The organism is Kitasatospora sp. NPDC048296, assembly GCF_043201815.1.
GTDB lineage: Bacteria > Actinomycetota > Actinomycetes > Streptomycetales > Streptomycetaceae > Kitasatospora.
Window position 1 is genome coordinate 14,777 of record NZ_JBICZB010000006.1, and the last position, 22,554, is coordinate 37,330.

The window sequence follows — 22,554 nt, forward strand, 5'->3', positions numbered from 1 at the left end:
GAGGGGCTTCTTCGTACCCGGATCCCCAGGTAAGGTGAGGCTTAGTGAACTAAGGCGAGCCTTAGTCAAGATCCACTCTGTGTGCTTCGGCCGCGCTTCACCCCGGGAGAGACCGCGATGTACGTGTGCATGTGCCATGCGGTCACCGAGGACCAGGTGAAGAAGGCGATCGACGGGGGTGCCGGCACCCCGCGCCAGATAGCGAAGGGCTGCAAGGCGGGCACGGACTGCGGGTCCTGCGTCCGCCGCATCCAGGCGCTGCTCGGTGAGCACGGCGCCCGGCCCTGCCCGACCGCCCGGCTGGCCGCGAAGCTCGGCCTCGCCGACGCGGAGGTCCAGGACGTTCCCGCGCCGGCCGCCCCGAAGCCGGTTCCGGCGGCCCCGATCGCCCCGGTGGTCCCGCTGCGGGTGGCCTAGGACTCCGGCTGCTCGATCACCTGGGCGATGTAGAGCGCCTCGCCGAGTTTCTCCAGCAGCTCCAGCTGGGTGTCGAGGTAGTCGATGTGGTGCTCCTCGTCCGCCAGGATGTCCTCGAAGATGTTCGCCGAGGTGACGTCGTTCTTGGCCCGCATCACCAGGATCCCGCGCTTGAGCCGGTCGATCGCCTCGACCTCGATCTGGCGGTCGGCCTCGAACATCTCCTTGACCGTCTGGCCGATCCGGACGTGGAACAGCCGCTGGTAGTTGGGCAGTCCCTCCAGGAACAGGATCCGGTCGGTGAGCGTCTCGGCGTGCTTCATCTCGTCGAACGACTCGTGCCGGGTGTACTTGGCGAGCTTCGTCCACCCGAAGTTCTCCTGCATCTTGGCGTGCAGGAAGTACTGGTTGATCGCGGTGAGCTCGGCCGTGAGCTGCTCGTTGAGGAACTCGATGACCTCCGGGTCGCCCTGCATGGTGCTGCCTCCCTGCGCTACGTCCTGCGGTGAGTCCTGCGCTGCGCATCCTGGCACCGTATTGGGAGGAAATTCCAGTAAGTTCACACTCACTAGGACATGTGGCGGAATATCCGATTTGGGGTGAAGTCGGAGGGCGGGCGATCGACCATTGGCCCGTACGGGCAGGGCGTGAACCGCGCGTGAAGGGGCGCGCGCCAGAGCTTGTCCGCCGTCTGTCACCATGGAGCCATGGGTCAGTCCGAACAAGAACCGTTTCCGCCGTCTGACCCGAGGCTCCCCCCGGGCCAGCGCGTGCAGCGCGGCTGGCCCGCCCTGCACTACGGGCCGGTGCCCCGCTTCAAGCCGCTGACCTGGGACCTCCAGGTGTTCGGCGCCACCGCCTCGGCGGAGAAGCACAGCTGGGACTTCGAGGCCTTCACCGCCCTGCCGCGCACCACCGTGGTCGCGGACCTGCACTGCGTCACCAAGTTCTCGCTGCTCGGCAACGAGTGGACGGGCGTGCCCGCCGCCACCCTGCTCGACCTCGTTCCCCCGGCGCCCGGCGTCACCCACGTCATGGTCTGGGCCGAGTACGGCTACAGCGCCAACCTGCGGCTGGCCGACTTCGCCGACGAGCACACCCTGCTCGCCACCCACCGCAACGGCGAGGCGCTGACCGCCGAGCACGGCTTCCCGGTCCGGCTGGTGGTCCCGCGGCTGTACGCGTGGAAGGGCCCCAAGTGGGTGCGCGCGGTGGAGTACATGCGGGCCGACCGGCGCGGCTTCTGGGAGGAGCGCGGCTACCACAACCTGGCCGACCCCTGGCGCGAGCAGCGCTACTCCTACCAGGAGGAGCCCGGCGACGGGCCGCTGCGCTGAGGCCCGGCCCCGTCAGAACAACGAGAAGGAGACCGTCACCACGGTCTTCTGCGGGCGCCGCTCGCCGGCCGCCGGGGACTGGCCGCTCACCTTGCCGATGCCGAGGGTCCAGTCGGTGGCGGCCTTCATCGTGAAGCCCGCCGCCTGCAGCGCCTTCTGCGCGTCGTCCCGGCTCATCCCGGTGACGTTCGGGATCGCCACCATGCCCTTGCTGACCACCAGCGAGACCGCGGCGTTCTCCTGCAACTGCTGTCCGGCGGCGGGCGAGCTGCTGATCACCGAGCCCTCCGGCACCCCGTCGTCGTAGGTCTCGGTCACGGTGCCCCTGGTCAGCTGGGCGGCGGCCAGCGCGGCGGCCGCGTCGTCCGCGCTCTTGCCGGTGACGTCCGGCACCGCGATCCGCTTGGGGCCCTTGGAGACGGTGATCGTCACCGAGTCGCTCTTGCGGGTGCGCGCGCCCACCCCGGGGTCGGTGGAGATCACCTGCCCGGTCGGGACGGACTCGCTGTACGCCTCGACGAACCTGCCGTGCATGCCCTCCGCGTCCAGGATCCGCTGCGCCTCGCCCCGGTCCTTGCCGAGCACGCCCGGCACCGAGCCGTACAGCCCCTCGGAGATCCCATACGTGGCGCCGCCGACCGCCAGCACCAGGGCGGTCAGTGCGGCCGCCCAGATCATCGGCTTGCGCGGGAGGCGGCGCAGCCGGCCCGGTCGGCGGGTCCGCACCGGGGTCGGTTCGTCGTACGGGCGCGGCTCGACCAGCAGCTGGTCCATCAGCTCCGCCGGGACGTCCAGCACGCTGGTGCGCTCCGGCGGCGGGGCGTCGGCGGTCCGGGGCAGCGGCTGGATCACCGAGGTCGGCTCGCTGGTCGGGTAGCGCGGGCTGGGCCGGGTGGAGGCCGGCGGTTCGGCGTCCAGCTCGGCCGGGGTGAGGGTGCGGCGGACCCGCTGGACGGCGGCGAGCAGTTCGACCGCGTCGTACGGGCGGGCGTCGGCGGCCCGGGCGCAGGCGCCGGCCACGACGGCGTCCAGCGCCGGGGCGACGGCGGGGGCGACCAGCGAGGGGGCGGGGACGTCCTCGTGCAGGTGCTTGTACATGACCTGGACGGGGTTGTCGCCGGTGTGCGGGCGGCGGCCGGTGAGCATCTCGTACAGCAGGATGCCGGCCGCGTAGACGTCGACCCGCTGGTCGGTGGGGGCGTCCGGGAGGATCTGCTCGGGGGCCAGGTAGGAGACGGTGCCCATCACGGTGCCGCCGGTGGCGGTGCTGGTCGAGGTGGGCGCGCCGTCGGCGCTGCCGAGCACCCGGACCAGGCCGAAGTCGGCGACCTTGACCAGGCCGCTCTCGGTGATCAGCACGTTCTCCGGCTTGACGTCCCGGTGGACCAGCCCGGCCCGGTGGGCGGCGCCGAGGGCGGCGAGCACCGGCTCCAGGACGTCCAGCGCGGCCCGCACCGACAGGGCGCCGCGGTCGCGCAGCAGGTCGCGCAGGGTACGGCCGGGAACGTACTCCATGGCGAGGAAAACGTTTCCGCCGTCCGCGCCCTGGTCGAAGACGTTGACCACATTGGGGTGGGTGAGCTTGGCGACCGCCTTGGCCTCGCGGATGAAGCGGGCGGTGAAGGCCTCGTCCCCGGCCAGCTGGGGGTGCATCACCTTGAGGGCGACCACCCGGTCCAGCCGGGTGTCGGTGCCCCGGTAGACGGTGGACATCCCGCCGGTCGCGATGCGCTGCTCGACCCGGTACCTGTTGTCGAGCAGGGTACCGATCAGGGGGTCGTGCAAAGCCATGTCCACCCGGGGGAGTCTAGTGGTGAAGCCGCGCGCCGGACCCGGAGGACACCTCCTCCGGGCCCGGCTGTGCCCGGCTTGTGACACGGGACACCCGGTCTCAGAAGGCGGGCCGCTCCCGGGTGTCCAGGGCGGCGCGGCCGGCCATCGCGGAGGAGGCCTCGGCGTGGAAACGGCGCGGGATGCGGCCGGCCCGGTGGGCGAGCCGGCCGGCCTCGGCGGCGTGCCGCATCGCCTCGGCCATCAGCACCGGGTCCTGAGCGCGCGTCACCGCGGAGGCGAGCATCACCGCCGCGCAGCCCAGCTCCATCGCCAGCGCGACGTCGGAGGCGGTGCCGGCACCCGCGTCCAGGATCACCGGGACGCCCGCGCTCTCCACGATCAGCTGGAAGTTGTGCGGGTTGCGGATGCCCAGACCGGAGCCGATCGGCGAGCCCAGCGGCATGATCGCCGCGCAGCCGACGTCTTCCAGCTTGCGCGCCAGCACCGGGTCGTCGTTGGTGTACGGGAGCACGGTGAAGCCGTCGTCGACCAGGGTCTCGGCGGCGTCCAGCAGCTCGATCGGGTCGGGCAGCAGGGTGCGCTCGTCGGCGATCACCTCCAGCTTCACCCAGTCGGTGCCGAGCGCCTCGCGGGCCAGCCGGGCGGTCAGTACGGCCTCGCCGGCGGTGAAGCAACCGGCCGTGTTGGGCAGCACCCGGATGCCGTTGCGGGTCAGCACGTCCAGGACGGAGCCCTGGGTGGTGGCGTCGACCCGGCGCATGGCCACCGTGGTCAGCTCGGTGCCGGAGGCGAGCAGCGCGCGCTCCAGGACCTCCAGGCTGGGCGCGCCGCCGGTGCCCATGATGAGCCGGGAGGAGAAGGTCGTCCCGGCGATGGTGAGAAGGTCGTCGGCCATGGCTCAGCCTCCCTGGACGGCGGTGAGGATCTCGACCCGGTCACCGGTGTTCAGCGGCGTGTCGGACCACGAACTACGGGGCACCACAGCCTCGTTGACGGCGGCGGCTACTCCGGTGTTGGCCTTGCTGACGGTGGCCACCAGCTCGGCGAGGGTCGTGGCGGCGGGCGTCCGGCGGGGCTCGCCGTTGACGGTCAGGGCGATCTCGGTCATGCGGAGGCCTTCGTGGTGGAGTGGTCGGGGGAGAACCGGGCGGGCGTGAACGGCGCTGCGAGGTCCGGGACTTCGCCGGTCGCCAGGTACTCGGTGATCAGGTCGGCGGTCACCGGGGTGAGCAGCACGCCGTTGCGGTAGTGGCCGGTGGCGGCGACCAGTCCGGGCAGCGGGGTCGGGCCCAGCAGCGGGGCGTTGTCCGGCGAGCCGGGGCGCAGCCCGGCGGAGGTCTCCACCAGCGGGAGTTCGGTGATACCGGGGACCAACTCGTGGGCGTCACGGAGGAGTTCGTACACCCCGCCGGCGGTGACGGTGGTGTCGTAGCCCTGCTCCTCGGTGGTCGCGCCGATCACCAGCTCGCCGTTCTCGCGCGGCACCAGGTACAGGTGCTGCCCGCGCACGACCGCGCGGACGTTGCGGGAGAGGAACGGCCGGTAGGCGTCCGGGATGCGGAGCCGAAGCACCTGTCCCTTCACCGGGCGGATCGCGGGCAGCACGCCCTCGGGCAGGCCGGGCAGCCGGTGGCTGTAGGGGCCGGCGGCGAGCACGATCTGATCGGCGGTCACCGTCTCCCCGGTGCTGAGCCGGGCGCCGACCGCGCGGCCGTCCTCGACGAGCAGCTCGACGGCCTCGGCGCGCCGACCGACGACGCCCGCGCGCTCACCGGCCAGCAGCAGTGCGGTGAGCAGCCGCCGGGGATCCACCTGGTGGTCGTTCGCGACGTGCAGGCCGCCGCGCACACCGGGGGCCAGCATCGGCTCCAGCCTGCGGGCCTCCCGGCCGGTCAGCCAGCTCGACTCCAGACCGAGCCGCTGGTGGAAGGCGTGCAGTTCGCGCAGTTCCTCGCGGTCGTCGGAGTCCAGTGCGACGGCGATCGTGCCGCACCGGCGGTAGCCGGTGTCCTCGCCGCCGCTCGCCTCGGTGAGCTCGGCGGCGAAGGCCGCGTACCGCTCGTTCGAGGCCATGCCGAGGCGCAGCAGCGGCTCCTCGCCGTACTGCAGCTCGGTGACCGGGGCGAGCATCCCGGCCGCGACCGCGGCCGCCCCGCCGCCGGGGGAGGGGTCGACCACGACCACGTTCCCCAGCCCGCGCTGCGCGGCGCGCCACGCGACGGCGAGGCCGACGATGCCCCCGCCGATCACCAGCACGTCGGCGCGGTCGCCTGATGGCAAGCGTGACAAAGCTGCTCTTCTCCCTTCGCCGGTATGACCCGGATCAGGTTCGGACGGTCGCGGGCCGTGCCAGCCCGCCTCTCAGCCCGGTACGCCGGGCTCCCGTGTGGTGCACCCACCTTAACGCCGGGGGTCGGCCCGGCCGAAGGGCCGTGTGAGGGGTGGGACGGGTGAGCAGGATGGTTGCCGCCCGCCCCGCCCCCGCAGGGCCTGTCTTCGAACTCCCGCCTGCCGGGTGCCGCCGCGGCGCTGAGTACAGTGACGGGCGTGGCAGAGCTGAGCGGAACGGATCAGGTGGTCGTCGTCGGGGCCGGGCTGGCCGGGGCGCAGTGCGCCCTGAAGCTGCGGCAGGGCGGCTGGCGGGGGCGGATCACCCTGGTCGGCGAGGAGCCGCACGCGCCGTACGACCGGCCGCCGCTCTCCAAGGACGTGCTGCTCGGCAAGGCCGACGCCACCACCCTGGACATCGACTACGGGCAGCTCGGCATCGAGCTGCTCACCGGTCGTCGCGCCACCGGCCTCACCCCGGGCGTGCTGCACACCGACGGCGGCGACCTCCCGTACGACTCGCTGGTGATCGCCACCGGCGCCACTCCGCGCGCCCTGCCCGGTGCCGAGCGCGCCCACGTGCTGCACACCCTGGACGACGCCCTGGCGCTGCGCGCGCTGCTGCGCCCCGGGCTGCGGCTGGTCCTGGTCGGCGCGGGCTGGATCGGCGCCGAGGTGTCCACCGCCGCGCGGCAGGCCGGCTGCGAGGTGACCGTGGTGGAGGCCGGCCCGGCGCCGGTGCCGGGCGCGCTGCCGACCGGGGTCGGCTCGGCGATGGCCGCCTGGTACGCCGAGGCCGGGGTCGAGCTGCGCTGCGGGGTCGGCGTGGCCGCCGTCGAGCCGGGCGCGGTGCTGCTGGCGGACGGCTCGCACCTGCCCGCCGACGAGGTGGTGGTCGGCGTCGGCGCCCGGCCCGCGACCGGCTGGCTGGCCGGCTCGGGCGTCGAGCTGGACGAGGCCGGGGCGGTCCTGGTGGACGAGCGGCTGCGCACCGGCCTGCCCGGGGTCTTCGCGGCCGGGGACTGCGTCAGCTACCCGTCGGCCCGCTCCGGTGCCCGGCTGGCCGTGCAGCACTGGGACCACGCGCTGCAGTCCGGCGAGGCCGCGGCCGCCGCCGTGCTGGGGGCCGACGCGCCGTACGATCCGGTGCCGTACTTCTGGTCCGAGCAGTTCGGCCGGATGGTCCAGTACGCCGGCCGGCACGCCGAGGGCGACGAGCTGCTGTGGCGCGGCAGCCCGCAGGACGCGGCCTGGTCGGTGCTCTGGCTGCGTGACGGGGCGCCGAGCGCGCTGCTGGCGGTGGACCGGCCGCGCGACCTGACCCAGGGGCGGAAGCTGATCGAGCGCGGGGCGGTGCTGGACCCGGCCCGCGCGGCGGACCCGACGGTGGCGCTGAAGGCTGCCACCAGCTAGGGGGCGTGTGCGTGGCGGGGGGCAGAGGTGGCAGTCTGGTGCCGTGAGTGAGATCGATGCCAAGACTGAAGCCCTGGTCCCCGAGTGGCTGTACCTCCCCGACATCTCCGAGCGGTGGGGTGTGGTGGTCACCGAGGTCCGCAACATGGTCAAGCACGGTGACCTGATCGCCGTCCGCCGCGGCCCCAACAAGTCGCTGCAGGTCCCGGCGGCGTTCGTCGACGAGACCGGCCCGGTCAAGCACCTGGTCGGACTGCTGACGGTGCTGCGGGACAGCGGGTTCTCCGACGCGGAGATCATCGAGTGGATGTTCACCGAGGACCCGTCGCTGCCCGGCACCCCGGTGCAGGCGCTGTGGGAGAACCGTGCCACCGAGGTCAAGCGCCGCGCCCAGGCCATGGCCCTGTGATGAGCGGCCTGCGCTCCCGCTTGGCCGACGCCCGGCTCTACCTGTGCACGGACGCCCGCCGCGAGCAGGGCGACCTCGCCGAGTTCCTGGACGCGGCGCTGGCCGGTGGCGTGGACATCGTCCAGCTCCGCGACAAGGGCCTGGAGGCCAAGCAGGAGCTGGCGGCCCTGGAGGTCTTCGCCGACGCCTGCCGCCGCCACGGCAAGCTGCTGGCCGTCAACGACCGCGCCGACGTCGCCCACGCGGCCCGGCCGGACGTGCTGCACCTCGGCCAGGACGACCTGCCGGTGCCGGCCGCCCGGGCGATCCTCGGTGAGGACGTGCTGATCGGACGGTCCTGCCACGCCGAGTCCGAGGTGGACGCGGCGGTCGCCGAGCCGGGCGTGGACTACTTCTGCACCGGCCCGGTCTGGCCGACCCCGACCAAGCCGGGCCGCCCGGCGCCGGGCCTCGGCCTGGTGTCGTACGCGGCGAAGCAGCCGACCGACCGGCCGTGGTTCGCGATCGGCGGGATCGACCTCGGCAACCTGGACGAGGTGCTGGCCGCCGGGGCCCGCCGGATCGTCGTGGTCCGGGCCATCACCGCGGCGCAGGACCCGCAGGCGGCCGCCGCCGAGCTGTCCCGCCGGGTGCGCGCGGCGCTCTGACCGCCTCCGGGGCCGTCGCCGTCCGTCAGTACTTGCGGACGGTGGCGGCCTCGGCCAACGCCAGCAGCACCGTACGGGCCCGCTCGTCGGCGAGCGGCGCCGCCTCCAGCGCGGCCAGCGACTGCCGCATCAGCTCCTCGATCCGGCGCTCCACCAGCTCGGGCGCGCCGCTGCGGGCGACCAGCTCGCGCAGCTCGACGACCTCCTCGGCGGCCAGGTCCGGCGCGCCGAGCCGGGCGTCCAGGTGCCGGGCGTCGGCGGGCGACAGGGCGCGCATCGCGTGCGCGACCAGCAGGGTGCGCTTGCCCTCGCGCAGGTCGTCCCCGGCCGGCTTGCCGGTGACGGCCGGGTCCCCGAAGACCCCGAGCAGGTCGTCCCGCAGCTGGAAGGCCTCGCCCAGCGGCAGCCCGAACGCCCCGAACGCCTCGACCAACTCCGGCCCGGCCCCGGCGAGCAGGGCGCCGACCTGCAGCGGTCGCTCGATCGTGTACTTCGCCGACTTGTAGTGCAGGACGGTCTGCGCGCGGTCCAGCGCGCCCTCGTCGGTCGAGTCGCCGGCCACCGGTTCCAGCACGTCCAGGTACTGGCCGACCATGACCTCGGTGCGCATCAGGTCGAACACCGGCTTGGCGGCCAGCACGGCGGCCGGGTCCAGTCCGGAGCGCAGGAACAGCTCGTCGCACCAGATCAGCAGCAGGTCGCCGAGCAGCACCGCGGCCGAGGTGCCGTACTGCTCGCGGTCGCCGCGCCAGCCGCTGTCCCGGTGCAGGGCCTCGAAGCGGCGGTGGACGGAGGGCAGGCCGCGGCGGGTGTCGCTGCGGTCCATCAGGTCGTCGTGCACCAGGGCGCTGGCCTGCAGCAGCTCCAGCGCGGCCGCCGCGTTGGCGATCCCCTCACCGGCGGCCGGGCCGCCGGCGCCGCGCCAGCCCCAGTAGCAGAAGGCCGGGCGCAGCCGCTTGCCGCCGTCCAGCAGGAAGTCGCGCAGCGCGTCGGAGGCGGGCACCAGTTGCGGCGAGATCTTGCCGAGCAGCGCGGACTGGCCGTCCATGAACGCGGCGAGGGCGGCGTTGACGCGCGCGCGGACGTCCTCCACGTCAATGGGGTTGGCCGGCCGGTTGCTGGACGAGGTCACGATGATGCTCCGCTGGTTCGCTGGGGTGCAGCAAGCGTAGCGGGGGAGCCGGGAACGGGCGTGCGAGCGGGATCCCGGGGGCGCCCGGGAGGCAAGCGCAGAGGGGTCCACCTATTGTCCCGCATCGTGGGATCGAGTTGCCCGGCCCCTTCGACCGCCGGATAACCTGCCAGCATGGCACTCGGCATCGCTTCCACGAGACCGGATCGCGCGCAGACGGTCCGCGAGCTCCTGGCGGCCGGAAAGCGCTCCTTCTCCTTCGAGTTCATGCCGCCCCGCAGCGAGGTCGGCGAGCAGAAGCTGTGGGACGCCATCCGCCGGCTCGAACCGCTGGACCCCAACTTCGTCTGCATGACGTACGGCGCCGGCGGCTCCTCCCGCGAGCGCACCGTCAACATGGTCGGCCGGATCGCCACCGAGACCACGCTCACGCCGGTCGCCCACCTGACCGCGGTGGACCACTCGGTCGCCGAGCTGCGCAACATCATCGGCCAGTACGCCGACCAGGGGGTGCGGAACATCCTCGCGGTCCGCGGCGACCCGCCCGGCGACCCGATGGGCGACTGGATCCGGCACCCGGACGGTGTCACCTACGCGTACGAGCTGGTGGAGCTGATCAAGGGCATCGGCGACTTCTGCGTCGGCGTCGCGGCCTCGCCGAACCGGCACCCGCGCTCGGACGACTGGGACGAGGACATCCGGCACTTCGTCGCGAAGATCCGCTCCGGCGCGGACTACGCGATCACCCAGATGTTCTTCGAGGTGGACGACTACCTGCGGTTCCGCGACCGGGTGACCGCCGCGGGCTGCGAGACGCCGATCATCCCGGAGATCATGCCGGTGACCAACGCCAAGCAGTTGGAGCGCTTCCCGCAGCTCAGCGGCTCGGCCTTCCCGGCGGAGCTGGAGGCCCGGCTGCGGGCGGCCGTCGACGACCCGGCGGCGCTGCGGGCGATCGGCATGGAGCACGCCACCACGATGGCCGAGCGCCTGCTCGCCGAGGGCGCGCCCGGCCTGCACTTCATCACGCTCAACCACTCGACGGCGACGCTGGAGATCTACCAGAACCTGGGGTTGCACTGCCGGTAGGGCGTGGCGCGCCGGTCGGGCGCGTTCTTGGGCGGGTGTTCACGAGCCCGTCACCGTCTCGACGGTGGCGGGCTCGGTCGTGTGCGGCCGGTGCCGTCGGCGGCGGGAACGCAATGCGGTACCCCGGCCGTTGAACCGGTACAGTCGCCGCACACGCGCGGCGCGCGCGGGCACGCGACTGGAGGTAGCGCGCGGATGGGCATCGGATTCCTGCTGCTGTACGTCGCGTTGGCGGTGGTGGCGCTCTGGCTGATCGCCGAGGTCCTGCTGCAGAACCGGGCGCCGCTGCACTGGAGGGTGCTCGCACTGATCGGTTTCCTCGGCGTCGTCGCCGGGATGTCCCTCGGCTCGGTCGTGGTGATCGGTGTCGGCGCCGGACTGTTCGCGGTGGGCCAGGCCTTCGTCACCCTGTCGGTCAAGCGCGGCTACCGGAACGGCTGGTCCCTGCGGAAGGCCGACGGCAGCCTGCCCGGCCCGCTCGCCAAGGTGCCGCTGCTCGGCGCCCTCACCGGCGGCGCGGCGGCGGTCGCGGCCGTCGCGGCGACCGAGGACCTGGTCGGCGAGGTCAGCGCGGTCGAGGAGACCCCGGCCCCGGCCCCGGCCCCGGTTGAGGTGTCGGTCACCGAGGACGTCCCGGAGGTCGAGCAGACCGCCGCCTTCGAGATGCAGGAGCTGAGCCAGGACGGCGTCTACGCCCCCGCGTACTACGAGCAGCAGCAGGCCCAGCAGCAGCCCCAGGACCCGTACGCCGCGGCCTACCAGTCCGGCTACGACCAGCAGCAGTGGCAGACCCAGCAGCAGCCCGCCTACGCCTACGACCAGCAGGCCTACGGCGGCTACCCCCAGCAGCAGGACCCGTACGGCGGCTACGTCCAGCAGCAGGACCCGTACGCCGGCTACCAGCAGCAGCAACAACAGCACCAGCAGCAGGCCTGGGACCCGAACACCCAGCAGCAGTGGCAGCCCCAGCCCGAGCAGCCCCACCTGGACCAGCACGGCCAGGGCATCCCGCAGCAGCCGATGTACGACCAGAGCGGCTACGGCTACCAGCAGCAGAGCACCTGGCCGTCACACGGCTGAGTGGAATTTACCCGAAGGCCCAACGCGGCCGCTGCTGACCCAATAGTCTGTGCGCGTATCTGCGCCGGTGGCTGAATCCGGCCGGGGCAATGGCGACTTTTCTCGGGGGGCACGCATGGATCCGATCAGCACCGCAGCGTTGGCCGGCGCCACGCTCGCCGCGTCCGCGGCACTCCAGTCTGTTGGCGACGAGGCCGGCCGGTCCTCGTGGGCGGTGGCGTCCCGCCTGGCGGAGCGCATCCGGCAGCGGTTCGCCGGCAACCGCGAGGCCGAGGGGGTGCTGGCCCAGGCGTGCGAGCACCCGGACAACGAGGCCGCGGTGGGAGACCTGCATCGAGTGCTGTACGCGTACATGCTCCAGGACTCCGAGTTCGCGCAGGAGGTCCGTCGGCTCATCGACGAGTCGGTACGGTCAGCCGGGGGAGCGGGCGGAGTCCACGCCGCGGTCATCAAGAACGTCCAGGTGAACCAGGGGAAAGTCGTGGTCCGTGGTGACCTCAACTTCTCCTGACCGCTGCTGAGGCGGCCGCTGGGTGGCCGCGAGACCATGTGAAAGATCCAGACGTTGAGTGAGGAAGCGACGGCGTCCCACGCTGAGCGCGTCGACGGCGTTCCCGCCGCGGGCGACTGGGCCGAGACAGCGGGCGATGCGGCTACTGAGAAAGACCGGACTCCCCCGGAGAGGGCCGAGGAGGGCGAAGGCCCGCTGAACGAGGCGGACGCCCTGGTGGCGCTCAGCAAAGGAGCTGACGATCCACAGGAGTGGGCGGACGCTGCGCGGGCGGCGCAGATCGCGGACCTGATCGCCCACCGCCTGCGGGACGACCCCTCCGGGCTGCGGATCGGCACGCTCGCGCTGTTCCAGGACACCGTCAGCTTCGGAGGCGGTTTCAATGCCCACGGTCGCGCCGCCGCCGACGGCACCGGCGTGGCGGTTGAGGCGGATGGCTCGCTGGTTCGGATCGAGCCGGATGAGCAGGTCGCCCATCTCGCGTGCTACGTCCGGCCGCCCGGTTACCAGTTGGCGTTGGAGCTGCTGCGGGAGCGCCATCTGATCGTGCTGGCCCACCCGCCGGGGACCGGCCGGGCGGCAGCCGCGGTCAACCTGCTGGTGGAGGCGCTGATCGATGCGGGGGCGGCGGACGGCGGCAGTTGCCATCGGTCGACCGAACCGTCCGCGATCCTGAGTACCACTTGGGCACCGCCGAACAAGGACGCCGGCTACCTGGTGGAGTTGGACGATCGGTCGGCCCGCGGCAGCTCGGTCTACGAGGCCGTCGACTCCAGCTGGCTGACTACAGCCGCTGCGGCGCTCAAGGCCGCGAACAGCTTCATGGTCGTGATCACCGGCCCGCCCCGCGGGGTGCTCGCCTGGGCTGCGGACCGTACCCCGTACGTCTTCTCGGACCTTGGCACGGTTGAGGCCGGCGAGGTGCTGGAGCGGCATGCCTTGGGGCTGGCGCCGGACGAGGTGGAGCTGACGGAGCTCCGGGAACGGCTGGTCGGCTCCGGTGCCGTCGAAGCGCTGCACGAGCAGCCGGAACCCGCCATCGCCGTGGCGTTGGCCAGGACCGTTCGAGCGAAGGGTGACCTGGCGGAGCATGTTGCGCTGCTTCGGGACCCGAGCCAGCAGGTCCGCCAGTGGTTCAGTCGGCACGAGGATCTCGAAGCCCTGTGCTTCGCCGTCTCGGCCGCAGTGCTGGAAGGGTCCAGCTATCTGACTGTGTCGGATGCCGCGATCCGGCTGCACACGGCGTTGGTCCGCGACCCGTACACGCTGACGGGGCTGCGCTATCGGGACCGGCTGGGGTACGACCAGCCGTGGATCACGGTGAGCGGGCCGGCCGACGGCGGGGCGGGGCGGCCGTTCGGGCCGCCGCTCGTCAGCTTCCGCAGCCAGCTGGTCCGGCAGGCTGTTCTGGCCCACGCGTGGTCCTATCTGGACGGGATGCGGAACGAGCTGCTGACGTGGCTGCGGCGACTGCTGGTCCACAGCGACGTCGAGGTCCGGGCACGTGCCTCGGTCGCGGCAGGGGTGATGGCCTGGGGCGATCACGAGCACGCGCTGCACCGGTACCTGTTGTCCTGGTCCACAAGCACTGTATGGCCAGTGCGGCAGGCCGCCGCCATGGCACTCGGTGTCGTCGGCGGGCAGCCCGAGCTGGCGGAGGCGATATGGGCGAGGCTCGGGGAGTGGGTCGCCGAAGGAACGTCGGCGCCAGCCCGGCGACAGGCAAGGACGGCCGCCACCGCAGTCGGCGGACTGCTCGGCCGCGACGCCCCGGACAGGGCGCTGGCCGTTCTGCGTACCGCCCTGGCCTGGAAGGAGGACTGGGGCAACCTGGTACCGGTGGCTTGGAGCGTCGTCCGGTTGAACGACCAGGGGCGGGCCGGCGCGGTGCTGGCGGCATTGCTGGAGTGGTCGAAGGCACAGGACCTCTCTCCGATGGTGGCCAAGTCGCTGTCGGTGTTCCTGTTCAGCGCCGAGAGGACGCATCCGGCCACGGCCGGCGCGGTGGGGCGGCCTTCGGCCCTGTGGGCCATGGCTGGTGAACTCGGCTCCTCGCTCGAGGAGTTGTGGGCGAGAGCGCTCGCGCGTCAGCCCATCCAGGAACAGGCACTGGCCACTCTCCGCATTTGGCTGACCGACTACGCCGAGCAGGATCCGAGGCGGCTTCCGGCAGTGCGGGAGATGCTGATCGGAATTGCCCGCCGGCCGGGAAAGCACGGCGAACGCCTCGAGTACTGGCTGGGCGTCTGGTCGGCGGACCGCGAACGCCCGTGCCGGGCCGCCGCGTCACTGCGCGAGGCCGTCCTCGCGGCGACATCCCGGTGACCGATCCGCCCCTTCATAGACCGTTGTCGAGGGAGCCTTCGATGGACAGTTCGACGTATGACCCAGTGCTGGTGGAGGAACAGCTCGCCTGGCTGAGGCTGCGGAACCCGCTTCGGCCGCCGGCCCCCGGCCGCGCTCTGGTCCTGGTGCCGAACGACGGCCCGGCGCTAACCGTTCGTCCCGGCGAGGAGATCTCCGACGCGTGGGTCGGCCGCTACCAGACCGCGTACACGGTGGACACCACCGAGCATCGGCTGGTCCTGGGCATCCCGCTGCTCAGCCGGGACCCCACGTTCGCGTTCCGGAGCGAGGTGGCGCTGGTTTGCGCGGTGACCGATCCCGCCGAGGTGGTGGCGAGGGGCATCCGTGACATGAGTGACGCTTTGTTCGACCACATGCGGCGCATGCTGCGCACAGTCTCCCGGGACTACGACATCGCGGAGTTCCACGAGGCCGAGGCGGCGCTCAACCGCAGAGTCCGTGAATTCACCGGTGACAGCGCCGTCCGGCTCCGGAACATCCACGTCGAACTGCTGGTCGACGAGGATGAGGCGGCGACTAGCGGTCGGACGTACCGAGACGTGGTGCGCGAGACCCGACTCGCCGACATGCGGCGACAGCGGCACCTGGACATGCTCCGGTCCGACGGCTTCGAGGGGCTGATCGCGGAGATCATGGAACGGGAGGGCCCGCGCGCGGCACAGGAGCTCATCGCGAAGGCCGAGGCCGACGAACGCGAGGAGCTGATGCGCACCTTCGAACTCGTCATGGAACGCGGCGACGCCGACCGCGAGCCGTTCGAAGTCGCCAAGACCGAGCGGACGGTGCTGGGACGAGTACTCGGCGGCAGCGATGCACCATTCGGCGGGACCCGGGCCAGCCGGGTGCGCGGCAGAGGTGTGACGGACCGGCCGGTCGAGCCCAGGCCGGGTGCGTGGGCAGAGGATCGGCCGGCAACGGTACTGCCCGGGGAGGTGGTCCGTTCGCCGATCGCCGGTCCTCCGGAGGACGAGCCTTTGGCGGACAAGGTGCCTCTCGACAAGGCGTCGGCCGGTGCGGACGACGTACTGCGGCCGGGGCCTGGCCGAGTGCCGGATCGTACCGGCGGGGTCGAGCCGCCGAGGGTGAGCCGCGTCCGAGGCGTCCACCGGATGCGTTCGCCCGGCGGGGGCGACCGATGACCACACCGCACGGAGCCCTACCGCCAGTTCCGTCCGGACCGCCCGTTCCGGTGATGCCGCCGGAGGTGCCGGATTCGGCGGTGACACATGCCATTGGGCACGACTCGACGGCCGGGCTCGGCGCGCTCAGCGTGTGGACCGAACGCAAGGCCGGAGTCGGCGAGGACGCGGATCCACTGGTCCTGCACCACCGCCCGAGCCGGACGGGCTTGGTGGCGGTGTTCGACGGCGCGGGAGGTGCGGGGTCAGCCCCGAGCTGGGTCAACGGCCGAGGCCTCGCCCGTAGCGGGGCCTGGACAGGATCCAGGGTGGCGCGGCTGGCCGTGGAACTGTGGTTCCGCGACGGCGTCGAGCACGAGCGGCCGCATGCTCGGGTGCTCGAAGAGCAGTTGCGGGGCGTCCTCGACGCGGCTCGCCCCGAGATCCGCAGCAAGGTGGTCGGCACCATGCGCCGACAGCTTCCCACCACGATGGCGGCGATCTGGTACCGCGTCGGCGACGCGGAAGCGGCGGTGCACGCCCTATGGGCCGGCGATTCCCGAGCGTATGTCCTGACTCCGACTCGGGGACTTCAGGTGCTCACCCGCGATCACACCGACGAGATGGACGCCTTGACGCAGCTCACCCAGGACCCGCCGATGACCAACATGGTCTGCGCCGACCGGCCGTTCACGGTGGAGTCGCATTGGGTCACGCTCTTCGGGCCGGGCGTGCTGCTCTGCGCGACGGATGGCTTCTTCGGGTACGTGCGGACTCCTGGGGACTTCGAGTACCTCCTGCTGGAGTCCTTGCAGAGGTCCTCGGACGAGGCGGACTGGGCGGCCCGACTGAGCCGCGAGGTCCAGCGATACACCGCCGACGACGCGTCACTCGCCCTGGTGACGATCGGATTCTCCGGCTTCCACCAACTCCGCGAGCAGTTCATGGAGCGCTACCGGAAGAGCCACGAACGCTATCTGGGCATGCCGGACGACTCCGACGAGGAGAGATTGCGGCACTGGCGAGAGCAGGACTGGCGCGGATACCGGACCGAGTACGAACGGCACATGCCCGCGCTGAAGGAGGCTGGCGAATGAAACTGGGCGAGGAGATCAACGGCTACCGGATCGTCACCACGCCGACCAACAACAATGGTGGGAAGTGTGTCTGGGCGTTCGCCGAGAAGGACGGCCGGCCGTACTTCATCAAGCAGTTCCTCGAGCCGAAGCGTCCGAGGCCGGACTCGCCCGGCAGCGAGCGCAGCAAGCGTATCCGGCAGGAGGTCTGCCAGGAGTTCGAGGATCGGCACCGTGGCGTGATGTCGCGGCTGACTCCCGACATGCGGGGCGGCGGAAACCTCGTACTGGCGGAGGACTTCTTCGCCGCCGGCAGCACCTACTACAAGGTCACCGCGCGGGTCGATACCTCGAGCATCGAACGGCCCCAGGGCCTGGAGCCCCGGCAGAAGTTGGTGCTACTGCGGACGCTCGCGGTAAGCCTCCAGCTCCTGCACGGCATCGACATCGTGCATGGCGACCTCAAGCCCGCCAACGTGCTCGTGCAGGAGAACAAGGGCAACTCCTTGCACATCGCGAAGTTGATCGACTTCGACGACTCGTACCTCACGGGCAGGCCGCCGGGCCCGCACGACATCGCTGGCGATTCCCTGTACGGGGCTCCGGAATGGCGCCGCTACGTACAGGAGGACCCGACGATCGACGCCCGAATGCTCACCACCGCGGCGGACATGTTCGCCCTCGGGCTCATGACGCACTACTACTTGACCGGCTCGCTTCCGGGCCACGACGCCTGCTACGGGTCCCCGGCGGACGCGGTCAACGCGGGAGAGGAGCTCCGGCTCGACCCGAGGCTTTCCCCTACGGTCAAGGGCCTGATCACGGCCCTGACCGCTCGGACTCCGGAGAATCGGCCGCGGGTCGCCGCCTTCCTCGCGGCGCTCAAGGACCCCGAGGTCTGCACCCTGCGGCATATCCGCCCGGGGACGACGCGCCCGTTGGCTGACGCTACGGCGCCCGTCGACGCCCCGGCGTCCGGTGACGCCAGGTCGGCCTCGCCCGGGAGTACTGACACGCCTGGGCCTGCCGAGCCCCGGGTGAGCAGGTTGCGGATGAATCTCGGCGAAGGCCGGCGCAGTCGCGCCGCCACCGAGTCGGAGAGCACACCCCTCGTCTCGTCCGACAGCCCGGCCGCGGAGACGCCGCCCAGGGTTTCAAGAGTTCGAATCAACCTAGGTGACCGCCGGAAGTAGCCGCCCCTCGGCAGTCATTGGCATCGATCGTCCAATCGTGATCACGACAGGAGAACAACCCCGTGAGCTCTTCCCCCACGCCTTACCAGGGCAACCTGCAGTACGCCGTCGACATCGTGTTGTGCATTGATGCGACAGCCAGCATGGGCCCGGTTCTCGAATCCGTAAAGGCCAGTGCGCTCTCCTTCCACCAGCGGCTGGAGTCCGTGATGGCTGCGAAGGGCAAGTCGATCAGCCAGCTGAGGATCAAGACCATCGCCTTCCGGGACTTCGGGGATCGGGCCGACGATGCCCTCGAGGAGACAGGATTCATTCAACTTCCGGACCAAGCCGACCAGTTCGAGAGCTTTCTGAAGGGCCTGGAGGCGATCGGCGGTGGCGACATCCCGGAGTCGGCGTTGGAGGCCCTGGCGCTCGCGGTGGGCGCCCCGTGGGAGACCGGGCTGGACCGGCGGCGGCATGTGATCGTGATGTTCACCGACGCCCCGGCCCACCCGCTGGGCGGCCCGCACACGACGGCGTCCGGGTACCCCCAGTCGATCCCGCGCACCATGGACGACCTCTTCGAGCAGTGGGGGTACGCCCGGAGCCAGGCGGCGGTCATGGAACAGTCGGCGAAGCGCCTCGTGCTGTTCGCCCCCGACCAGCAGCCGTGGACCGGGATCGCCGAGGACTGGGACCTCACACTGCACTTCCCGTCGAAGGCGGGCGACGGCCTCCAGGAATTCGAGATGGACGAGATCATCGACACGATCGCCAACAGCCTCTGAGCGCGCGGTGGGATCACTACCGGCGATGAGACTGCGATGCGTCGGGGTTGAGGTCGTCCACCAAGGCGATTGGCTGATCCTGGACTGGGAGGACGGCGGGCAGCTTCGGATGCCGCTCCATTCGTGTACGGACCTGGACATCCAGCCGATCGAGGAGAACCAACACACCCAGATCGTGCTCGCCTTCACTCCGCTGGCCGAGAACGGGACGCGCGGAGCGGGCCGGATCAACGTCCGGCTCGAGGCGACACCCGAGCACACCGTGGACGCCCACGAGTTCCTGCAGTTCCTCAGGGTGCGGACGACGGCGGAGGATCAGGCGGCCGCCTTGCCACGGCCAGGTCAACCGCAGAGCCCTGAGGCCGACTGGATCAGCTTCCCGCCTGCCGGGGAGACCAGGGAATTGCACGAGCAGGTACTTCAGCGGATCGGTGATCACCGGCCGCTGTGACGGAGAGTCCTGGAAGGAGGGGACCACGTGGCGGGTTCCACCTGGCGTTGTGCGTCCTGCGACACGTTCAACGCCGCGAGCCGCCGCATCTGCATGGTGTGCGAGGAGAAACGTCCCGCAGCGTCGAAGGGGCCACAGCGGCCGAAGGGCGGCTGGAAGTGTACGGAGTGCGAGGTACAGAACGGTCCGACCGATCGAACCTGTCTTGCCTGCGCCACTCCCTGGCGGCCCCCGGCGCCGCGGCGAGCGGAGCCCCGGGAGGCGGCTGCTTCCAGTGGGGCAGTCGGCCGCACAGCGCCTAAGCCGCGGGCGGCGCGGCCCGCTACGCCCGGGCCCGCCGGGCCGAAACCATCGGCGAGGCCCCGGCCGGAGCCCGGCACGACCGGCCGCTCGGCGAAGCCGGAATCGCCGACGAAGAGCACGTACCGGCCGCGGGTGGCCGACACCGGTGGTGCCCGTCCCACGGAAGCCGCGGATTCGCCCCGCCGCACATCGACGGCGACCAGCCCGGCGGAGGGCTTGTTCTTCCCCAAGACCGAGCCCAGCGGCCGAAGAACGGGCAGCGGTGGCGCCTCCACGGTGGCAGCTCCGGCCGCTCCGGCGGCACCGCCACCGCCGGGTTGGAGCCCGCCCCCGTGGACGGTGCGCCCGGAGCGGCCGTCGCGGACGTCTTCGCGCCCTACGCCCGCCCGGCGGCGGGGCAACGGCTGTCTACGGACGGGGCTGGTCGTACTGGCCCTGGTGCTGTTCGGCCCCATCGTCCTCCGCAGCTGCGCGAACGCGTTTGACGCCGGGAACCGGACGGGTCCCTCCGCGACGTCGACCACCGGCGAGCAGGCCTCCGGTTCCCCGGATTCCGCAGCGTTCTGTCCGCCACGGATCGCGGAAGAACTCCCCGAGAGCGGGAAGACGACGCTGGTGGCGGCATACCGCACGAAGGACAAGCAGATCACGCTTTGCCGGACGGCTGCCGGAAATCTCTACTACTACGGCGAGTTCACCGGCCGTCCGAACACCGGCATCGCCATGCCCGCCATCCAGACCACCGACGGGTTCACCGCTCGCAACGGCGCGTACAAGTACGAGATCAGCGGAGATACGGTGGTCATCACCGTGGACGGTCGTCAGCTCGGCCGAGAGGACCTGACCCGAATCGAATCGCCCAGCTGAGCGGAATCCGGTTACGCCGGGCCGATTAGGCCGGCCGCGATGCAGGCCGACATGCCGACGCGGGCGAGCCCGCCGCCGGGGTGGGCGCCGCCGCCGATCAGGTAGAGGCCGGGGACGGGGGACTCGTTGGCGGCCTTCAGGCCGGCGTACGGCGGGAGCGAACCGGCGAGCACGGGTTGGGCGACCGCGCCGAACAGCGCGCCGGTCTCCCGGCGGGTGTCCTCCGGGGTGCGTACGACCCGCCACAGCATCCGTTCGCGCAGGCCCAGACCGGCCGCGTCGACGTGGGCGAGCAGTCGGTCGGCGTAGCGGTCGGCGAAGCCGGGCGCGGTCCAGTCGACGTCCTCCTGGGCCGGGACGGTCGCGGTCAGCACCACGCTCTCGTGCGCGTCGTCGGGGCGTAGCGCCGGGTCGTCCGGGCGGAGCACCTGCACGGTGGGGCGCTCGCAGGGCGGCTCGGAGAGGCTGAGGGCGTTCGCCTCGGCGGCCGGGTCGGCCGCGTGCACCACCGTCCGGTGCACGGTGCCCTCGGGGCGGGGGCCGCGCAGGGCCAGCAGCACGCTGAACCGGCCAGGCACCTCGACCGGCTCCCAGTCGTCGGGCCGCATCCCCGGCCAGTCGGCCAGGCCCTGCCGGAACAGGGCGGCCGTGTCCATCGCGGAGACCACCAGGTCCGCGTCGATCCGGCCGTCCGCCGTCTCGACGCCGCGCGCCCGGCCCTCCTCGACGACCACCCGGGTGACGGGCGTGTCGAAGCGGAACTCGACCTTGCGCGACTCACAGCGCCGGAACACCGCGTCCGCGAGGGCACGCAGGCCGCCCTTGACGTACCAGACGCCGAAGGACTGCTCCATGTACGCCAGCACGGCGGCCCCGGCCGGGGTTTGCCCGGGCGGCAGGCCGTGGCGCAGCGCGGGCTCGCCCAGCAGGGCGGTCAGGCCGGGGTGGCCGCCGAGCTGCCGCCGGGCCACGGTGTCGAGGGTCCACGGGACGGGCTTGCGCAGCCGGGCCAGGCCGGTGCGCGGCGGGACGGGGTACGGGTCGGTGTGCAGCGGCGCCGGGTCGGCCGGGAGGGGCTCTTCCAGCAGCGGGCGGCGGGTGGCCTCCCAGACTGCGCGGCCGCGGTTCATCACCTCGCTCCAGCGGGCGCCGGAGCCCTCGCCGAAGGCGGCGTCCAGGGCCTGGCTGACGCCACCGCGCGAGGCGTTGGGCAGGGTGACGGCGGTGCTGTCGGGGAACAGGTGCCGGCTCTCCGGGTCCACCGGCGCCAGTTCGACCAGCTGCTCCAGCGGCTCCTTGCCGGTCTTCAGCGCGAGGTCGCGGTAGACGGCGGGGAGTGTGAGCAGGCCGGGCCCGGTGTCGAAGGCGAAGCCGTCGCGCTCGTAGCGGCCGACCATGCCGCCGTACGTGCCGCCCGCCTCGCAGACCGTCACCCGGTGGCCGAGGGTCGCCAGCCGGGAGGCCGCCGCGAGCCCGCTCATTCCTGCACCGATGATGACGATCTTTGCCATGGCACCCGATCCTAGGCCTGTCGGGAGAGCACACCCGCCCCGGCCGCCCGGGCGGCCCTGCGTGCGCGGCGGCGGGCCCGGAAGGCACGGATCCTGCTGATCGCCAGCCAGACCAGCAGCAGGCCGACGGCCAGGAGCACGGCGGCGATCGAGGCCGCCAGCCAGGGGTGGAAGATCGCCAGGATGACCAGGCCGGCCACCGAGAGGTCCTCCAGCAGGCTGACCACGATGTTGCTGGCCGGCTCGGGCGAGGTGTTGACGGCCATCCGCAGCGAGGCCTTCACCAGGTGGCTGACCAGCGCCGTGGTCCCGCCCATCGCGCCGGCCGCGACCTCGCTGAGCGAGCCCGGGTCGGTGCTCGCGATCAGCACGCCCACCACGGCGCCCGCGATCGGCCGGATCACCGTGTGCACGGCATCCCAGACGGTGTCCACGTACGGGATCTTGTCCGCCACCGCTTCGAGCAGGAACAGCACCGCCGCCGCGATCAGCACATCGGTGCGCTCCAGTGCGTGCGGCACCGACTGGGCGTCGGCGAAGCGGCCCAGCAGACCGAGCAGCAGCACCACCGCGTACGCGTTGATGCCGCTGGCCAGACCGCTGGTGAAGATCAGCGGCAGGATCGTCATCGCGTCCCCCTCCTCGCAGTCCCGGGATTCGAGAAACCCCGGCCGGGCAGCTCCGGCCCCGCGTACCGTACCGGGACCCGGGACGTCGCGGCCCACCGCCGCGGTTCCGGAC

At 72.0% G+C, this 22,554-nt stretch carries 23 protein-coding genes and 1 riboswitch; of the genes, 15 read left to right on the forward strand and 8 right to left on the reverse strand.

The features are described from left to right. Nucleotides 1-117: 117 nt before the first annotated feature. Nucleotides 118-417, forward strand: coding sequence for a bacterioferritin-associated ferredoxin (locus ACGF12_RS06520; RefSeq protein WP_393026385.1), 300 nt, complete (start codon nt 118-120; stop codon nt 415-417). Here the strand turns inward: ACGF12_RS06520 and bfr are convergent. Next, nucleotides 414-893 carry a bacterioferritin gene (gene bfr, locus ACGF12_RS06525; protein WP_393026388.1) on the reverse strand — a complete coding sequence of 160 codons (480 nt, stop codon included), beginning with the start codon at nt 891-893 and terminating at the stop codon, nt 414-416. The genes ACGF12_RS06520 and bfr overlap by 4 nt on opposite strands. A gap of 231 nt (nt 894-1,124) precedes the next feature. Here bfr and ACGF12_RS06530 point away from each other — a divergent pair, with 231 nt between their 5' ends. After that, nucleotides 1,125-1,754: a sulfite oxidase-like oxidoreductase gene (locus tag ACGF12_RS06530; RefSeq protein WP_387623431.1), complete on the forward strand. Its 630-nt coding sequence runs from the start codon at nt 1,125-1,127 to the stop codon at nt 1,752-1,754. Between the two features lie 12 nt (nt 1,755-1,766). Here ACGF12_RS06530 and pknB read toward each other — a convergent pair whose 3' ends face one another. The 4 genes from pknB to thiO all read right to left on the reverse strand — a co-directional run bounded on the left by pknB (nt 1,767) and on the right by thiO (nt 5,828). Next, the gene (gene pknB / locus ACGF12_RS06535) at nt 1,767-3,545 is read right to left on the reverse strand and encodes a Stk1 family PASTA domain-containing Ser/Thr kinase (protein WP_393026391.1); all 1,779 of its coding nucleotides are present in this window, start codon (nt 3,543-3,545) and stop codon (nt 1,767-1,769) included. A 100-nt stretch (nt 3,546-3,645) separates the two neighbouring features. Next, nucleotides 3,646-4,443 (reverse strand): thiazole synthase, encoded by a 798-nt coding sequence (locus tag ACGF12_RS06540; protein WP_393026394.1) that lies wholly within the window; start codon nt 4,441-4,443, stop codon nt 3,646-3,648. Between the two features lie 3 nt (nt 4,444-4,446). After that, a complete protein-coding gene (thiS, locus tag ACGF12_RS06545) occupies nt 4,447-4,656 on the reverse strand; it encodes a sulfur carrier protein ThiS (RefSeq protein WP_393026397.1) in 210 nt (69 codons plus the stop codon). After that, nucleotides 4,653-5,828 carry a glycine oxidase ThiO gene (gene thiO, locus ACGF12_RS06550; RefSeq protein WP_393026400.1) on the reverse strand — a complete coding sequence of 392 codons (1,176 nt, stop codon included), beginning with the start codon at nt 5,826-5,828 and terminating at the stop codon, nt 4,653-4,655. The genes thiS and thiO overlap by 4 nt, the downstream gene beginning before the upstream one ends. 3 nt (nt 5,829-5,831) lie before the next feature. Next, nucleotides 5,832-5,944: riboswitch (TPP riboswitch) on the reverse strand. 142 nt (nt 5,945-6,086) lie between these two features. On the opposite strand from thiO, the gene ACGF12_RS06555 reads away from it, so the two are divergent. Genes ACGF12_RS06555 through thiE form a run of 3 tightly spaced genes read left to right on the forward strand, consistent with a single transcriptional unit; the run spans nt 6,087 to nt 8,345 of the window. Further along, entirely contained in the window at nt 6,087-7,289 is a 1,203-nt protein-coding gene (locus tag ACGF12_RS06555; protein WP_393026403.1) for an NAD(P)/FAD-dependent oxidoreductase, read from the forward strand. Nucleotides 7,290-7,332: 43 nt separating this feature from the next. Then, complete coding sequence (locus ACGF12_RS06560; protein WP_393026406.1) at nt 7,333-7,698, forward strand: Rv2175c family DNA-binding protein; 366 nt, start codon at nt 7,333-7,335, stop codon at nt 7,696-7,698. Continuing rightward, nucleotides 7,698-8,345: a thiamine phosphate synthase gene (gene thiE, locus ACGF12_RS06565; RefSeq protein WP_393026409.1), complete on the forward strand. Its 648-nt coding sequence runs from the start codon at nt 7,698-7,700 to the stop codon at nt 8,343-8,345. Before ACGF12_RS06560 ends, thiE begins: the two co-directional genes overlap by 1 nt. A 25-nt stretch (nt 8,346-8,370) precedes the next feature. On the opposite strand, the gene ACGF12_RS06570 is transcribed toward thiE, so the two are convergent. Then, nucleotides 8,371-9,477: a polyprenyl synthetase family protein gene (locus ACGF12_RS06570; protein WP_393026412.1), complete on the reverse strand. Its 1,107-nt coding sequence runs from the start codon at nt 9,475-9,477 to the stop codon at nt 8,371-8,373. A 174-nt stretch (nt 9,478-9,651) separates the two neighbouring features. On the opposite strand from ACGF12_RS06570, the gene metF reads away from it, so the two are divergent. The 10 genes from metF (at nt 9,652) to ACGF12_RS06620 (ending at nt 20,302) form a co-directional block, all read left to right on the forward strand. Beyond that, nucleotides 9,652-10,566, forward strand: a complete 915-nt coding sequence (metF, locus tag ACGF12_RS06575) for a methylenetetrahydrofolate reductase [NAD(P)H] (protein WP_393026415.1) — start codon at nt 9,652-9,654, stop codon at nt 10,564-10,566. A gap of 195 nt (nt 10,567-10,761) precedes the next feature. Beyond that, the gene (locus tag ACGF12_RS06580) at nt 10,762-11,646 is read left to right on the forward strand and encodes a hypothetical protein (protein WP_393026418.1); all 885 of its coding nucleotides are present in this window, start codon (nt 10,762-10,764) and stop codon (nt 11,644-11,646) included. Between the two features lie 115 nt (nt 11,647-11,761). Beyond that, nucleotides 11,762-12,157, forward strand: a complete 396-nt coding sequence (locus ACGF12_RS06585; protein WP_393026421.1) for a hypothetical protein — start codon at nt 11,762-11,764, stop codon at nt 12,155-12,157. A gap of 54 nt (nt 12,158-12,211) precedes the next feature. Next, the gene (locus ACGF12_RS06590) at nt 12,212-14,482 is read left to right on the forward strand and encodes a hypothetical protein (protein ID WP_393026424.1); all 2,271 of its coding nucleotides are present in this window, start codon (nt 12,212-12,214) and stop codon (nt 14,480-14,482) included. After that, on the forward strand, nt 14,479-15,663 hold the full coding sequence (locus ACGF12_RS06595) for a hypothetical protein (protein WP_393026427.1): 1,185 nt from the start codon (nt 14,479-14,481) through the stop codon (nt 15,661-15,663). The genes ACGF12_RS06590 and ACGF12_RS06595 overlap by 4 nt, the downstream gene beginning before the upstream one ends. 131 nt (nt 15,664-15,794) lie before the next feature. Next, nucleotides 15,795-16,739, forward strand: coding sequence for a protein phosphatase 2C domain-containing protein (locus ACGF12_RS06600; RefSeq protein WP_393026748.1), 945 nt, complete (start codon nt 15,795-15,797; stop codon nt 16,737-16,739). After that, nucleotides 16,736-17,911 carry a protein kinase gene (locus ACGF12_RS06605; protein WP_393026430.1) on the forward strand — a complete coding sequence of 392 codons (1,176 nt, stop codon included), beginning with the start codon at nt 16,736-16,738 and terminating at the stop codon, nt 17,909-17,911. The genes ACGF12_RS06600 and ACGF12_RS06605 overlap by 4 nt, the downstream gene beginning before the upstream one ends. A 62-nt stretch (nt 17,912-17,973) precedes the next feature. Next, on the forward strand, nt 17,974-18,681 hold the full coding sequence (locus ACGF12_RS06610) for a vWA domain-containing protein (protein WP_393026432.1): 708 nt from the start codon (nt 17,974-17,976) through the stop codon (nt 18,679-18,681). Between the two features lie 25 nt (nt 18,682-18,706). Continuing rightward, nucleotides 18,707-19,132, forward strand: coding sequence for a hypothetical protein (locus tag ACGF12_RS06615; protein WP_393026435.1), 426 nt, complete (start codon nt 18,707-18,709; stop codon nt 19,130-19,132). A gap of 741 nt (nt 19,133-19,873) precedes the next feature. Continuing rightward, nucleotides 19,874-20,302 carry a hypothetical protein gene (locus tag ACGF12_RS06620; RefSeq protein WP_393026438.1) on the forward strand — a complete coding sequence of 143 codons (429 nt, stop codon included), beginning with the start codon at nt 19,874-19,876 and terminating at the stop codon, nt 20,300-20,302. A gap of 11 nt (nt 20,303-20,313) precedes the next feature. Here the strand turns inward: ACGF12_RS06620 and ACGF12_RS06625 are convergent, their stop codons facing one another. Together ACGF12_RS06625 and ACGF12_RS06630 are read right to left on the reverse strand one after the other, a co-directional pair. Beyond that, nucleotides 20,314-21,813 (reverse strand): phytoene desaturase family protein, encoded by a 1,500-nt coding sequence (locus ACGF12_RS06625; RefSeq protein WP_393026440.1) that lies wholly within the window; start codon nt 21,811-21,813, stop codon nt 20,314-20,316. Between the two features lie 11 nt (nt 21,814-21,824). Continuing rightward, on the reverse strand, nt 21,825-22,442 hold the full coding sequence (locus tag ACGF12_RS06630) for a DUF4126 domain-containing protein (RefSeq protein WP_393026443.1): 618 nt from the start codon (nt 22,440-22,442) through the stop codon (nt 21,825-21,827). Nucleotides 22,443-22,554: the final 112 nt, after the last annotated feature.